We start from the raw sequence: 14,385 nt of genomic DNA, 5'->3' as shown, positions 1-14,385 counted from the left end.
TCTTAATCCTTTTTCACTTCGCCAGTCTTTTTGTTCACATGGACGTCAACCACATGGCCGTTCGTTTTTAAAATTCTTACGGTAAATACTTTGTCTTGCTCTGTGATTTTTAGGGTTCGGCCATCTTCAGACTTTTTGGCAATCATCACAGCTTGCTTTTTAGTCACCTCAGGTGCTTGGTTTTTATTGGCATCAGCATGAAAGCTTGATAATGCAAATAAAAGACTAAAACTGAAGGCTAAAAATATGCGCATGACGGGGAACTCCTAAACCAGACCCATTTAGTTTAATTAACCAATTAACTAAAATTCAAGTAATTACGTTAAATTCTGTAATTTGATAGCCAGATCTTAGTTAATAAGGCGTGAACAAACACTGAATTATTGATTCAGTTGAGTTCAGGCTTTAACCAAACACTTTTTTAAATGGTTTTACTACTGAGTTGTCATAAACACCTGCAGCAATATAAGGGTCGTTTGCTGCCCATTCGCGTGCTGCTTCTAATGAATCAAATTGCGCGACCACCAATGAGCCTGTAAAACCAGCCTCAGCTGGGTCTTCGCTATCAATTGCAGGAAGAGGGCCTGCTGTGAATAAACGATTTTGATCGTCTAACTCTTGAAGGCGAGCTAAGTGAGCTGGGCGTGCAGATTTGCGGGCTTCTAAACTATTTTCAACATCAGTTGAATAAATCATATACAGCATAGTGAGTTCTCAATGTTATTTTTAGAAAATAGTAGCATATTGTTAGCAATAGACGAGAGATTATTGTGTCATACATGTGTGTTCATTTGCTAAATAATCTTTACAGCTTTGCTTATAGCTTTCACTTATAAAGCTTGAAATACGCGGTGTAACACTGGTAGAGTCGCTGGGTTGAGAAAATAATAATAAGGTTTTTAAATGAGCGAAAAACGCGAGCACTTTAGCTCCCGCCTCGGTTTTATTTTAGCGGCAGCCGGTTCTGCTGTAGGTATCGGAAACTTAGTAGGTTTTCCTGTTTCAGCTACAAAAAACGGTGGTGGTGCTTTTCTTTTAGTTTATGCACTGTTTGTGATTTTTATCTGTTTGCCTGTGATGATGGCCGAAATGGCGATGGGCCGAAAAGCACAGAAAGATCCGCTTGGTTCATACAAAATCTTAGCGGGTAATGATCCAAAATGGAACTTTGCTGGCTTTTTAGCGGTATTAACGCCGTTTATGATTGCCGTTTTTTACATGGTGATCACCGTATGGATTTTCGGTTATTTATCGCAAACTGCATTCGGTAATCTAGATGCCTTGGCACAGCCTGATAATTTTGGCACTTTTATCAATAGCTACACAGTGTTTGGCTATATGGCCGTGGTTGCAATCATTGTTAACTTGATTCTGGTTGGTGGTGTAAAAGAAGGTATCGAGAAAGCGGCTAAGTTTATGATGCCAGCTTTATTTGTACTACTCACTGCGCTGGTTGTTTACGTATTAACACTGGATAATGCCATGGCTGGTGTGAAGTACTACATCGTTCCTGATTTCAGTAAAATGGATGCGAGCGTTTTAAATGGTGCATTAGCTCAAGCGTTTTTCTCATTGTCACTGGGTATGGGTATTTTAATGACCTATGCATCTTATATCTCTAAGAAAGACGATATAGTTGGCAGTGCTAAAATGGTTGCTGTAACAGACTCTCTTGTTGCCTTTATTGCGGGTCTTATGGTGCTTCCGGCTATTTTTAGTTTTAACCCGAATACAGATCCAAGTACGTTATCTGACTCATCAGTGTCGATGATTTTTGTATACCTACCGAAAATTTTATTAGCGCTTCAAGCTGATATTGGTTACGTGGGTGCATCAATTGTAGCGTTTGTATTCTTCTTATTAGTCTTTTTTGCTGCTATTACATCGCTTGTATCGATTGTCGAGGTACCGACAGCTTCATTAAGTGATCGCAAAGGCATTAGCCGTAAAAAAGCGTTAGCTATTTTAACTCTATCAACCGGTGTTTTAACTGTGCTGTGCACGATGTCGTTTGGTATGGTTGAATCATTAACAAATTTTGTTAGTTACGGCGGGGCAGATAAGAGCTTATTCGATATTGTTTATGATGTGTTTTACGACACGATTTTACCTCTTAATGGTTTAATGGTGTGTTTATTCGTTATGTATCGTTGGAAAAAAGCGAATCTTTCTGAAGAGTTAAGCCAAGGCTGTGAAGGCTATGTTGGTAGCTTTACAGAGAAGTATGTGAACTTTTCACTATCAACGTTTATTCCGGCAATTTTATTACTTATCTTTGTAAATACGGTCGCAACAAAGTTTTTTGCATTTAGTATTTTCGGATTTTAAAAGCCAGCTCAATACTCAGCCGCGCACTTGCGCGGCTTTTTTATAGCCTAGAATGCTCCGGCATCAAGCACATCACCTAAGCCAAGCGTAAACATCCACAACCCCCATAAGCTGTGCTCTATAACACACACGAAGGTAGAACGGCTTTGCGCATAGGTGTAAGAAAACAGCAGCCCACCTAAAAATGCTAGCAGTACTGCGAGTACATTCGCATAGACAATGTGAGCCAACGCAAACACCGATGCACTGACGATGATACGCACGGTTTTACTTGGCATAATCCGTTTATAGCGGTGAAAAAAGTAGGTTCTAAAAATAAGCTCTTGCGGCATCACCGATAAAATGGGGTAGAGCAATAGCAACATTAGCCAATCGTTAAATGAATTTCTTGGCAGTGAAAACCAGTTTTCTTGATTCATGATGCCGTAAAACATCCCTGAGAATAGCGCTCCTAAAAAGAAAAAACTAAATAAGCGACGTTTTACCGCACTAAATTGCCCAAGGCTAGTTAAACGAAAACGCTTAAAATGGGGGTCTGATAACAGCAACATGCCGCAAACAGTCATTAAAATAATAAGTGCAGGAATAAGCCAGTTCGCGAGATAGGCACGCAGAAAAAAGCCTAATAGCGGTAAACAAACAAATATGAGGGTAAATTCAAACCAGCGGTATTGGTTAGCGTTCAATGTCGTCTCAGCGTGTTTTTTATTTACGCTAACAAGCTAAGACGACAGATTTATGACATTAAGATTGCTTAGGATCTTTCTTTTCGTCATCTTCAGGTAAGTATTTGAAAAGGGCAATGATCGTTGCTAACACGCAAACAAAGGTAATACCCATTAAACCAAACACTTTAAAGTTAACCCAAAAATCGAGCGAGAAGTTATAGGCAATGTAGATATTTAGCGCAGAGATACCTGCGGTCACTGCAACCCAAAACAGGTTAAGTTTATTCCATAGTGCTTCTGGTACATCAATTTCTTGTTTACTCTCAGAGGCATTTTCTAAAACTGAGCTAAGTGCTTTTTTCACAAGATTTTTGCCAAGCACATAGCGGCTTACTAACAAAGTGACACTGAAAATGGCATAAACAATGGTGGCTTTCCATTTTACAAACTGCTCGTCGTGGAATACTAAGGTCAGCGTACCTAATACCACCGCTATAGCAAAAAACACCCAGTGACGGGTTGGTACTTTGCCATCTTTAAAATAACAATAAGCAACTTGAATTAAGGTGGTTAGCATCAGCAAGGCTGTTGCCCAATAAATATCAACTAACTTGAAAACCGCAAAAAACAAAATCAGCGGGATGTATTCAATAATCGCATGCATAGGTTTATAAATGCTCTAATTTAAAATGATACTGGGTTGTATCAAGTTATTGCGCAAGATACAAGGTTGACTTAGTAGCCCTGAAAGCTTAGCCTCCCGAGCCAATCTGGCCTAAACCTGCGTTTAGGTTGTTTTACCTTATCTTTTTCCGCTTAACCTCAGATGATTAAGCGGCGTATTTTGGAGCATTTTTATGAATAAAGCCGCACTAGTATCTCAAATGGCTGCCCACAGCGAATTAACAAAAAAAGACACACAAGCAGCTTTAACGAGCATGTTAAATGCTATCGAAAAGTCACTTTCTGAGGGTGACCAAGTGCAAATTAATGGCTTTGGTACGTTTGCCTTGAGTTATTACCCTGCCCGAAAAGGGCGCAACCCACAAACTGGTGAAGAAATTGAAATTGAAGGCGCCAACAAACCTGTTTTTAAACCTGCAAAAGCCCTAAAAGACGCCCTATAAGCAGGATTTGCAAAGGTCTTGTAGCTTTTACAGGGTGTGTCGCTTTGAATTTTAAATAAATTCAATATTTTCAGTTGGTTATATTTGGCATGGTGTCTGCTGTATTAGTGTGAGTTTTCACAAATAAGGAGATAGCATGTCAAATCTAAATAGCCAACTAAACGGTAAGAAAGTAGCGATATTAGCAACAAATGGTTTTGAGCAGAGTGAGCTGCTATCACCGCGCAGTGCGTTGCTTGAAGCAGGAGCTGAAGTCGAAGTTGTTTCGCTTGAAAGAGATGACATTACTGGTTGGGATGAAAATCAATGGGGAAAACGTGTAAGCGTTGACCGCATCGTCAGTGAGACAGATTCAAGTGAATATGATGCTCTATTATTACCGGGCGGTTTATTTAATCCAGATACTTTACGCCAAAACAGTGAAGCTAAAGCCTTTGTTGATGGCTTTTTCAGTGCAGGCAAAAACAAGCCTATCGCTTCGATTTGCCACGGCCCATGGTTACTAGCCGAAATTAACAAACTACGGGAGCGCAAAGTAACGTCATACCCAAGTATTAAAACGGATTTAATCAATGCAGGAGCTAATTGGGTTGATCAAGAGGTGTGTGTTGATGATGGCATAGTCACAAGCCGAAGCCCAGCCGACTTAGAGGCTTTTAATCGTAAGTTTATCGAAGAGATTAAAGAGGGTGTGCACCGCCACCATTAATAATTAATGAGTAGATACATAAAAGGGCCTTTAAGGCCCTTTTTAAGTAATAAAACAACTTACTTTGTAGCGGCTTTCATACTGGCTACAAACTCTTTTAAACCAGTTAGCATTGCTGCTTGGTCATCAAGGTTCGCCTCGATGATTTTAACAACCGCAGAGCCTGAAATCGCACCAGCAGCCCCAGAATCGAGTGCTGATTTAACATCTTCTGGTGTTGATACACCAAAGCCTAATAATGCCGGTGCAGCATGGTAATCTTTTAGCTTTTTAACTAACGAATCTGCTGGCATTTGTGCTTTGGTTTCTGTACCCGTTACACCTGCGCGTGAAAGAAGGTATGTATAACCACGACCATATGAAGCACATTCTCGAAGAGTGTCATCATCTGCATTAGGTGTCGCAATAAAAATTGGATCAATACCATTTTTCATTGCTGTTTGGCGAAATAGCTTTGACTCATGCAGCGGTACGTCAGCCACTAAAATTGAATCAACGCCTGCTTCTTTAGCATCTTGATAGAACTTTTCAAGGCCACGCTTAAACACAAGGTTTGAATACAATAACAGGCCAATTGGAATATCGGCATTGTACTGGCGCACTTGTTTGATGATATCAAAGCAATCTTGGGTATTAATGTTTTCATCAAGCGCACGAATGTTGGCAGCTTGGATCACCGGGCCATCTGCAATCGGATCTGAAAACGGAATACCAAGCTCAAGGGCATCAGCACCGCCATCAATTAAGCTTTTAATGATTTCAACACTGAGTGCTTTATTAGGATCACCAATAGTAACAAACGGTACAAAGGCACCTTGATTCGTTTCATTTAATGTGGCGAACATGTGTCCGTAACGGTTAGTCTGGCTCATAGCGCGCCTCCTTCTGATAAAACACTGTGTACGTGAGCCAAATCTTTATCGCCTCGGCCACTTAGGTTTACTACTAAAATAGTGTCTTCGGTTTGTTGTTCGGCATATTTAAGGGCGTATGCAAGGGCATGGCTTGATTCAAGCGCTGGAATAATCCCTTCGTTTTTAGCCAGTAGTTGGAACGCTTCAAGCGCTTCAGTATCGCTAATACCAACGTACTCTGCACGGCCAGTTTCATGTAAATGAGCATGTTGTGGGCCTACAGCTGGGTAATCAAGACCTGCTGATACAGAATAAGACTCTTCAATTTGGCCATCGTCATTTTGCATAATATAAGTATAGGTACCGTGTAAAATGCCTTTTGTGCCTTTACATAGCGTAGCACCGTGTTGATGGGTATCTAAGCCTTTACCAGCGGGTTCTACACCAATTAGTTTTACGCTTGGCTCATCAATAAAGTCTGTGAACATACCAATGGCGTTAGAACCACCACCTACACAAGCCAGCACCGCATCCGGTAAGCGCCCTTCAGCTTTAAGCACTTGTTGTTTTGCTTCTTCACCAATCATTTTTTGGAACTCACGCACCATGGTTGGGAATGGGTGAGGGCCTGCTGCAGTGCCTAGTAAATAGTGAGCATCTTTATAATTTGCTGACCAGTCACGCAATGCTTCGTTTACTGCGTCTTTTAAAGTACCAGAGCCCGCTGTGACAGGAATAACCTCTGCACCCATTAGTTTCATACGAAATACGTTTGGTTGCTGACGTTCAACGTCTTTTGCACCCATGTAAACACGGCATTTTAAGCCAAGTAGGGCACACGCAAGGGCCGTTGCAACACCGTGTTGGCCGGCACCTGTTTCTGCAATCACTTCTTTTTTACCCATACGCTTGGTGAGCAATGCCTGACCAAGTACTTGGTTGGTTTTGTGCGCACCACCATGGAGTAAATCTTCACGCTTTAAATACAGTTTTACCTTAGGATTTTTAACTAAGTTACGTGTCAGAGTTAATGGCGTAGGACGACCTGCGTATTCATTTAATAGCTTTTCAAACTCAGCCTGAAAAGCTGGATCGTTTTGTGATTTATTAAACTCTGCTTCTAGTTGCTTGAGTGCTGGCACAAGCAGCTGTGGTACAAACATACCACCGAATTCACCGAAATAAGCTGGATTTTGCATTCTAACCTCAATAATTTCTGATATGCGAAAACGCATTTTGTAATTTTGTTTGGCACTTTTTGCCCGCTGACGCTTCAACGCCAGAATTTAGGTCAAGGCCATTAGCACCGCGATAAAGCGCTGCATGAATATTCTCTGGGTTTAAACCACCGGCTAACATAAAAGGTACTGTTGCTGTCTCTAATACAGACCAATCAAATGCTTCGCCAGTGCCGCCTTTTTGGCTTTTGCTGTAAGTATCGTATAAATGGCGGTCAACCCCTTCAAGCGGTTTAGGTAATTCACCTTTAACGGCTTGGGCTTTCCAAATTTCACAGCCAAGCGGTAATTGCTTTCTGAGACTTTGAATATACTCGCTATTCTCGTCACCATGTAATTGCACTGCAGCTAGTTTCAAGCTTTGAGCATAATCGACCACTTGTTCAAGAGGTGCATTGACAAACACACCTACATACGCGAGTGGGGCACTTTGCGTAACTTGCTTGGCGCAGTCGATATCAACATAACGTGGCGATTTAGGATAAAAAATTAAGCCACCATACACAGCACCACTGGCGTAGGCTGCCATCGCATCTTGTGAACGAGTTAAACCGCACACTTTGTTTTCACCTAAAATGACTTTACGACATGCGGCTTCTAAGTCGCGCTCAGCCATTAGTGAGCTGCCAATTAAAAAGCCATCGCACAGTGGCGCAAGCCGTTTTACATCTTTATGGGTATAAATGCCCGACTCTGAAATAACCACTTTGTCATTTGGGATAAGCTGGCGTAATCGCTCTGTTGTTGCAAGATCAGTACTTAAATCACGAAGGTCGCGGTTATTAATACCAATTAGGCTGGCATTAAGTGCAAGTGCACGACTTACTTCTTGCTCATTACTGACTTCAGTAAGTACCGACATATTTAAAGAGTCAGCCACTTTTTGAAGCGCTAAATATTGCTCGTCATCAAGGACTGAGAGCATTAATAAAATGGCATCACCACCAGATAAGCGTGCTAAGTAAACTTGGTACTCATCAATAAAGAAGTCTTTACAAATAAGTGGCTGCTCCACTTGGCTGCGCACGTATTCGAGGTACTGATAGCTACCTTGGAAATATTTTTCGTCAGTTAATACGCTCATACAAGTTGCGTATTTTTTATAAACCGATGTAATTTCGTCTAAATTGAATAGTTCGCGAATAAGCCCTTTTGACGGTGAGGCCTTTTTACACTCTAAAATAAATTGTGTGCCTGTTGCTGCTAACGCCGCTTCAAAGTCACGCTTGGTTGGCACAACATCGCCAATGAATGACTCAAGCGGGCGCTGTGCTTTTCTTTGTTCTAATTCAATGCGTTTGTCGGCAACAATTTTGTCTAACACGTTAGCCATGACTTACCTCAATAATTGCGTTCAATGTGTTCATCGCTTTGCCTGATGCTAATAATTCGCTTACTTGATCTGCGGCTGCTTTTAAATCACTTGCTTTATCGGTTAAATAAAGAAGGGCGGCAACGTTGGCTATAATGGCTGCGTTATGCGCCATCTCACCTTGACCTTGTAAAATCGCTAAGCTTGCTTTTGCGTTATATTCTGGCCCTTGGCCTGCAAGTTGTTCAAGTGAATAGTTTGCAAGACCAAAATCGCTCGCTGTTAGCGTGTATTCGCTCAGTTCACCGTTATTAAGCTCAACCACTTTGGTTGTCCCGTGCAAGGCAATTTCGTCAGTGCCTGCACCATGAACCACCATGGCGCGTTTTGTGCCAAGGGTTTTTAAAGTTTCGGCCATTGGTAAACACAGCGAAGGGTCATAAACACCAAGCAATTGCACCTCAGGAGCTGCAGGGTTTGCCAGCGGCCCTAAAATATTAAAAATTGTGCGGCTTTTAAGGGCTGTTCGCACGCCCATCGCATGGCGTACACCACTGTGATAATGCGGCGCAAATAAAAATGTAAAGCCGGTATTTTCTAAACAATGGGCAGCTTGCTCAGGGCTCATATCGATATTGATACCCAAGGCTTTAAGTAAATCCGCTGAGCCCGAATTACTCGACACACTGCGATTACCATGTTTGACCATATTGATGCCCGCAGCGGCGGCAACAATAGCAGCTGTGGTACTAATATTAATTGTGTTTGAGCCATCGCCACCGGTACCACAGCTATCAGCAAGTAAGGTTTTGCTGGTTTTAAATGGCACTGCATTGGCGCGCATTGATGCTGCCGCACCGGCGATTTCATCACTTGTTTCGCCTTTTAGTTTTAGGGCGATAAGTGCAGCAGTTAATTCAATATCATTAAGCTGGCCATTCATGATGGCATCAAACAATGCAGTTGCTTGCGAAAACGATAAATCTTGCTTTGCTAATAATTGGTTTAACTGGGTTTGAGTTGTTGCTTCCATGTTATTCCTCTACTGCACGCGTGCCGTTAAAAATTCAATGCTTTGCTGTAATAGCAATGCGCCATTTGGCGTTAAAATTGACTCAGGATGAAACTGATAGCCAAGGGCATTATCTTGTTGATGGTAAATTGCCATTGGAATATTTTCATAACAAGCAATTACTTCAACATCATCAGGGACTTTAGTTGCCATTAATGAATGATAACGAGCAACTGGCATTTTATCGCCCATACCTGCGAATACTGGGTGCTCAGTCAACGTAATAATTGATGACTTGCCATGCACAGTTTCGCCGGCATGACCAATAACCCCGCCGTAGCTTTGTGTTAGAGCTTGCTGTCCTAAACAGATACCCAGCATCGGGAAGCGGCCTTTACATAGTTCAATGAGTTCCATTAAACAACCCGCATCAGATGGCGCGCCAGGGCCTGGTGAAAGCACTAATAACACGGGTACTGTCTCTTGGCACATTTTCTCAAAGATGCTTTGTGCACTGATGTTATTACGGTATACCACTAACTGGCACCCTAACATAGAAAGTTCATCGACTAAGTTATAACTAAATGAATCAAAGTTATCTAAAAAGTAGATTTTATAGGCTGATGTTGTCGTCATTGTTGTGCCTCGTAAGTCGATTGAATCGCAGTGATCACAGCTTGTGCTTTAGCGCGGGTTTCATTGGCTTCTGATTGTGGATCTGAATCAAACACCACACCTGCACCTGCTTGCACGTAGGCTGTGCCGTTTTTAACAAAGGCAGAGCGAATAACAATACAGCTATCCATGGCGCCATCGCCCGTTAAATAACCCACTGCACCTCCATAGCTGCCGCGGCGTTTTCGTTCGGTTTGACGAACTAATTCAGCGGCGCGAACTTTAGGCGCGCCCACCAAGGTGCCCATGTTCATACAGGCTTGGTAGGCATGCAGCGCATCGAGTTCAGGCTTTAAAGTGCCAACAACACGTGAAACTAAGTGCATCACTTGTGAGTAGCGGTCTACTTTTAATAATTCTTTCGCGTGACGTGTGCCTGGTACGCTAATACGGGCAACATCATTTCGCGCTAAATCAACTAGCATAAGGTGCTCAGCACGCTCTTTTTGGTCGTTGCGAAGTTCAAGCTCAATGCGGCTGTCTAGGTCTGGATTAATTTGCCCGTTAGCAAACTTGCCACGAGGGCGAGTACCAGCAATTGGGTATACCTCAACTTGTTTACTCTCTGCGCAATATTTGAGGGCTGACTCGGGTGATGCGCCGAATAACACGAACTCTTCATCGCGCATGTAAAACATATATGGGCTTGGGTTTTGTTGTTTTAGTTGGCTGTAAGCATGAAGTGAGTCAGGGCAGGCGAGAGAAAAAGTACGTGATGGAACAACTTGGAAAATATCACCATCAACGATGTTGTTTTTTAACTTGATGACGTGTTCGCAGTATTGCTCGTCGCTAACATCGACAGAAATTGGGTTTGAGCCTGTTTGCTTTTGCCCTTGGTAGCTTTGTGCATTGTCACATACGGTATTTAAACGCTCTAACTGTTGACCAACCTCAAAGCAATTAGCATGAACTTCAGGGCCGTTAAATACATTGCCAATTAGCTCGGTTGTTTTTGCTTGATGGTCGATGACAACTAACGTTTCGGCTAGGTAGAAAACATAATCAGGGCAACTGTTTTCGCCGTCAGGCACATCAGAAAGAGTTTCGAAATTAGCAACCATATCGTAGGCAAACACACCACCTAAAAACACAGAAAACGGATTGTCTGTGGTGCTTTTAATACTATTTATGCAGCTGCGTAGTGCACTAAATGCGTTATCTGCAACTAGTTTACTGGCTTCATCAATATCGCTGGCAATCTCGTTGTAGGTTAAGGTTAATGTGTCTTCTACAAGCTCTGCAGAACAATTTTGCACATGGCTTTGTAAATAAGGCAGTAATTGTTTGCCGTTATTAGACTGTGCTGTGAGTGTGACCTGTTTGCCTTGGCAAACAATACGTAGCGCTGAGTCAACCAAAATTAGACTTTTTACACTGTCTTTAGAATCAATTTCAGCAGACTCTAACAGCAGTGAATTAGGCTTATCGAGTAAACTGTATAACGCAAGTGGGCTACTTATGTAGTCGCGCACTTGAGTGATACTGGTTACTTCACCCGGTGTCGTTGTTATATGACTAAAAATCAAACCTCATTCTCCCTCATTCCCAAAAACTCTTTAAAAAACAAAACCCCGCAAAGCGATGCTTGGCGGGGTTCGTATAAAGATGCCTATAAATTAGATAGACCCTTACCGTCCCGCTAAGCCAGGCGCCACCACCAATGATGTGTAAGAGTTGCTATGTAATTCATTATAAAACCTTAAAATTTAGATATAAAAAAACCCGCTACATGAGCGGGTTTAGAAATCGTTAGACACGACAATTCGTCACCCGCTTGTTACGAGTGCCACCACCAAATTGTGATTTGAATTGTTTTGTTCATTGTTGTTTCTTATTTAACGTGTCTGAAAGTGCATACAGTAAAGCGTACCTGAGCCGATACTGTCAAGCATTAATTTACATATTAGTACGAGTTGTGTATTTACCTATCGTAATTACCCATTTATGAGGGTAAAACACACAGTTATATAAGATAATCACGCCCTCGCAGTAAAATTTTGTTATACTCACATCATTGATTCAAGAACTTACGTAAAGCAGTCTTTCCCTTTGATAAAATACGATTTACATAGCCACACCACATACTCTGATGGTCAGCTATCAGTCGAGCAATTGTTACACCGCGCGGTTGAGAAAAACATAGATGTGTTTGCAATTACCGATCACGACACGTTAAGTGCCATAAAACCAGCTCGCCAAGTCATAGCTGATGATAATTTACCGCTTAAATTAATTGCTGGTGTTGAAGTATCAACAAAATGGGAAAGCTTCGAAATTCATATTGTTGGCTTAAATGTTGATGATGAAAATGACTCACTGTTGTCATTATTACAAGCGCAACAAGCCAAACGTGAAGAGCGAGCAACCGAGATAGGTCGCCGCCTTGCTAAAAATGGTTTTGAAGGCATTTATGACCAAGCAAAAACATTTGCTGAAAACGCACAAATCACACGCGCGCACTTTGCCCGTGCACTGATTGAGCGTGGTGTAGCTAAAAACTTCCCAGGCGTATTTAAAAAATACTTAGGGCGAGGAAAAACAGGCTATGTGCCAAGTAGTTGGTGCGATATGCAAACAGCAATTGCTGCTATTCATCAAGCTGGTGGAGTTGCTGTACTTGCACATCCTGGGCGTTATCAAATGTCGAATAAGTGGCTGCGTAAGTTAATTATTGAATTTAAAGACGCGGGTGGTGATGCTATGGAAGTGGCACAACCACAGCAAGCGCCGAGTGAGCGCCAGTTTTTAGGTGAATTGAGTCGTGAATACGGGTTACTTGCATCGCAAGGCTCAGACTTTCATTTTCCGACAAGTTGGTTAGAGCTGGGTAAAAATTTATACTTACCAAAAGATTGCCAAGGGGTTTGGCAAGCATGGGAAGGGCAATAGGAGCGTATAATGAGTCAGTTTTTTCATATTCATCCAGATAATCCGCAACCACGTTTGATCAGCCAAGCGGTTGATATAATTAAACAAGGTGGTGTGATTGTTTATCCAACCGATTCAGGCTACGCAATTGGTTGTAGTATTGGTAATAAGCAAGCAAAAGAGCGCATTGAGCGTATCCGTGGTGTTGAAAAACATCATAACTTTACTTTGGTATGTCGCGACTTATCGGAGCTATCAACCTATGCTCGCGTTGATAATCAGTTATTCAGATTAATTAAAAATAACACTCCAGGGCCTTATACTTTTATCTTCAAAGGCACTAAAGAAGTACCAAAGCGTTTATTGAACGAGAAGAAAAAAACCATTGGTATTCGTGTTATAGAACATCCGATCACTTGTGCTTTATTGGCTGAGTTAGGTGAGCCTTTAATGTCGTGTTCTTTAATTTTACCGGGTGAGCAATTTACAGAAGCTGATCCTGATGAAATTCGCGATCGCATTGAAAAGCAAGTTGATTTAATTATTCATGGTGGTTATCTTCCTGAACAGGCAACCACAGTGATTGATTTGTCGGATGATGATATCGAAATTTTACGTGTGGGTTGTGGTGATACTAAACCATTTGAACTGTAGAGATTTCATTGACTAGCCAAGAGCTTGATGCCCAAGATAACTTACAAGAGCCAGTACAGCAAAAGCTGCCACTGGCTTTTTTGCATGGCAAAGCGGTGGTCGACAAACCTGAAGACTTATATATTCCTCCCGATGCGTTGGAGATCATTTTAGAGACCTTTGAAGGCCCTCTTGATTTACTTCTGTATTTAATCAAAAAACACAAACTAGATGTGCTAGAGCTCTCTATTTTTAGCATTACTGAGCAATACGTTAGTTATGTTGAAATGATGAGTGAGTTTCAGCTTGAACTGGCTGGTGAATACCTTGTCATGGCAGCTTTATTAGCACAAATTAAATCACGATTATTACTACCAAAACATGAAGAGCTTGAAGAGGAAGAAGACCCACGAGCTGAGCTTGTCAGACGTTTACAGGAATACGAACAATTTAAAAAAGCTGCCGAAAACCTTGACGAAATTCCTCGCGAAGGCCGCGATATCTTTGTAGCCGAAGCAATGATGCCAGAATTTGGTGAGCGTGAGTTACTGTTACCTGACGTTGACATGAAAGACTTGTTAGTTGCACTAAGCGACGTTATGGCCCGAGCTAAAACATTTGAACACCATCATATTACCGCAGAGGCTTTATCGACCCGTGAACGTATGAGCTTAATCTTAGATAAGCTCTCAGAAGCCCAATCACAGTTGCCTTTTAGTACTCTTTTTACTATTGAAGAGGGCAGAAGCGGTGTTGTAGTTAGCTTTATCGCCATGTTAGAACTGGTGAAAGAAAACCTGATCAGCTGCTTTCAGGTAGATGCCAATAGCCAGATATATGTTGGTTTAGTGGAAGAGAGCGAATAGCTGGAAGCTAAAATTTTTCTGTTTAAAGCTTTAAGTGGTTAGATTTAAGTTTCAAAATCTGTGCCTTCTTCATGGCAAGTAGGTCATCAACA

General features: G+C 41.8%; 16 protein-coding genes. 6 read left to right on the top strand and 10 right to left on the bottom strand.

The features are described from left to right. Positions 1-2: 2 nt before the first annotated feature. Positions 3-254 (bottom strand): PepSY domain-containing protein, encoded by a 252-nt coding sequence (locus tag E5N72_RS12700; protein WP_135925248.1) that lies wholly within the window; start codon positions 252-254, stop codon positions 3-5. Between the two features lie 151 nt (positions 255-405). Further along, on the bottom strand, positions 406-705 hold the full coding sequence (locus E5N72_RS12695; protein WP_135925245.1) for a YciI family protein: 300 nt from the start codon (positions 703-705) through the stop codon (positions 406-408). Between the two features lie 198 nt (positions 706-903). On the opposite strand from E5N72_RS12695, the gene E5N72_RS12690 reads away from it, so the two are divergent. Further along, positions 904-2,328: a sodium-dependent transporter gene (locus tag E5N72_RS12690; protein WP_135925243.1), complete on the top strand. Its 1,425-nt coding sequence runs from the start codon at positions 904-906 to the stop codon at positions 2,326-2,328. A gap of 47 nt (positions 2,329-2,375) precedes the next feature. On the opposite strand, the gene E5N72_RS12685 is transcribed toward E5N72_RS12690, so the two are convergent. Beyond that, positions 2,376-3,014 (bottom strand): CPBP family glutamic-type intramembrane protease, encoded by a 639-nt coding sequence (locus E5N72_RS12685; RefSeq protein WP_135925241.1) that lies wholly within the window; start codon positions 3,012-3,014, stop codon positions 2,376-2,378. A 58-nt stretch (positions 3,015-3,072) separates the two neighbouring features. After that, the gene (locus E5N72_RS12680; RefSeq protein WP_135925239.1) at positions 3,073-3,660 is read right to left on the bottom strand and encodes an inner membrane-spanning protein YciB; all 588 of its coding nucleotides are present in this window, start codon (positions 3,658-3,660) and stop codon (positions 3,073-3,075) included. A 193-nt stretch (positions 3,661-3,853) separates the two neighbouring features. Here E5N72_RS12680 and E5N72_RS12675 point away from each other — a divergent pair, with 193 nt between their 5' ends. Beyond that, positions 3,854-4,123: an HU family DNA-binding protein gene (locus E5N72_RS12675; RefSeq protein WP_130051777.1), complete on the top strand. Its 270-nt coding sequence runs from the start codon at positions 3,854-3,856 to the stop codon at positions 4,121-4,123. A 136-nt stretch (positions 4,124-4,259) separates the two neighbouring features. Continuing rightward, complete coding sequence (locus tag E5N72_RS12670; protein WP_135925236.1) at positions 4,260-4,832, top strand: type 1 glutamine amidotransferase domain-containing protein; 573 nt, start codon at positions 4,260-4,262, stop codon at positions 4,830-4,832. 59 nt (positions 4,833-4,891) lie between these two features. On the opposite strand, the gene trpA is transcribed toward E5N72_RS12670, so the two are convergent. The 6 genes from trpA to E5N72_RS12640 are packed head-to-tail and all read right to left on the bottom strand — an operon-like array spanning position 4,892 to position 11,452. Continuing rightward, positions 4,892-5,704 carry a tryptophan synthase subunit alpha gene (trpA, locus tag E5N72_RS12665; RefSeq protein ID WP_135925234.1) on the bottom strand — a complete coding sequence of 271 codons (813 nt, stop codon included), beginning with the start codon at positions 5,702-5,704 and terminating at the stop codon, positions 4,892-4,894. After that, on the bottom strand, positions 5,701-6,885 hold the full coding sequence (gene trpB / locus E5N72_RS12660) for a tryptophan synthase subunit beta (protein WP_135925232.1): 1,185 nt from the start codon (positions 6,883-6,885) through the stop codon (positions 5,701-5,703). The genes trpA and trpB overlap by 4 nt, the downstream gene beginning before the upstream one ends. A gap of 7 nt (positions 6,886-6,892) precedes the next feature. Next, positions 6,893-8,257, bottom strand: coding sequence for a bifunctional indole-3-glycerol-phosphate synthase TrpC/phosphoribosylanthranilate isomerase TrpF (gene trpCF / locus E5N72_RS12655; RefSeq protein ID WP_135925230.1), 1,365 nt, complete (start codon positions 8,255-8,257; stop codon positions 6,893-6,895). Then, positions 8,250-9,269 (bottom strand): anthranilate phosphoribosyltransferase, encoded by a 1,020-nt coding sequence (trpD, locus tag E5N72_RS12650; protein WP_135925228.1) that lies wholly within the window; start codon positions 9,267-9,269, stop codon positions 8,250-8,252. The genes trpCF and trpD overlap by 8 nt, the downstream gene beginning before the upstream one ends. 9 nt (positions 9,270-9,278) lie before the next feature. Further along, positions 9,279-9,884: an aminodeoxychorismate/anthranilate synthase component II gene (locus E5N72_RS12645; RefSeq protein ID WP_135925225.1), complete on the bottom strand. Its 606-nt coding sequence runs from the start codon at positions 9,882-9,884 to the stop codon at positions 9,279-9,281. Then, on the bottom strand, positions 9,881-11,452 hold the full coding sequence (locus E5N72_RS12640) for an anthranilate synthase component 1 (RefSeq protein ID WP_135925223.1): 1,572 nt from the start codon (positions 11,450-11,452) through the stop codon (positions 9,881-9,883). Before E5N72_RS12640 ends, E5N72_RS12645 begins: the two co-directional genes overlap by 4 nt. A gap of 523 nt (positions 11,453-11,975) precedes the next feature. Between E5N72_RS12640 and E5N72_RS12635 the strand changes: the two genes are divergently transcribed. From E5N72_RS12635 to E5N72_RS12625, 3 genes are read left to right on the top strand one after another with little or no spacing between them, the layout of a single operon-like run. Continuing rightward, a complete protein-coding gene (locus tag E5N72_RS12635) occupies positions 11,976-12,815 on the top strand; it encodes a PHP domain-containing protein (RefSeq protein ID WP_135925220.1) in 840 nt (279 codons plus the stop codon). Between the two features lie 9 nt (positions 12,816-12,824). Further along, the gene (locus E5N72_RS12630) at positions 12,825-13,448 is read left to right on the top strand and encodes an L-threonylcarbamoyladenylate synthase (RefSeq protein ID WP_135925218.1); all 624 of its coding nucleotides are present in this window, start codon (positions 12,825-12,827) and stop codon (positions 13,446-13,448) included. An 8-nt stretch (positions 13,449-13,456) separates the two neighbouring features. Next, positions 13,457-14,293 (top strand): segregation/condensation protein A, encoded by an 837-nt coding sequence (locus E5N72_RS12625; protein WP_135925216.1) that lies wholly within the window; start codon positions 13,457-13,459, stop codon positions 14,291-14,293. Positions 14,294-14,385 lie beyond the last annotated feature (92 nt).

The sequence above is a fragment of the Pseudoalteromonas sp. MEBiC 03607 genome (assembly GCF_004792295.1).
Classification (GTDB): domain Bacteria; phylum Pseudomonadota; class Gammaproteobacteria; order Enterobacterales; family Alteromonadaceae; genus Pseudoalteromonas; species Pseudoalteromonas lipolytica_C.
Note: the sequence above shows the minus strand (reverse complement) of the source record. Positions and strands in the feature narration are given on the sequence as shown.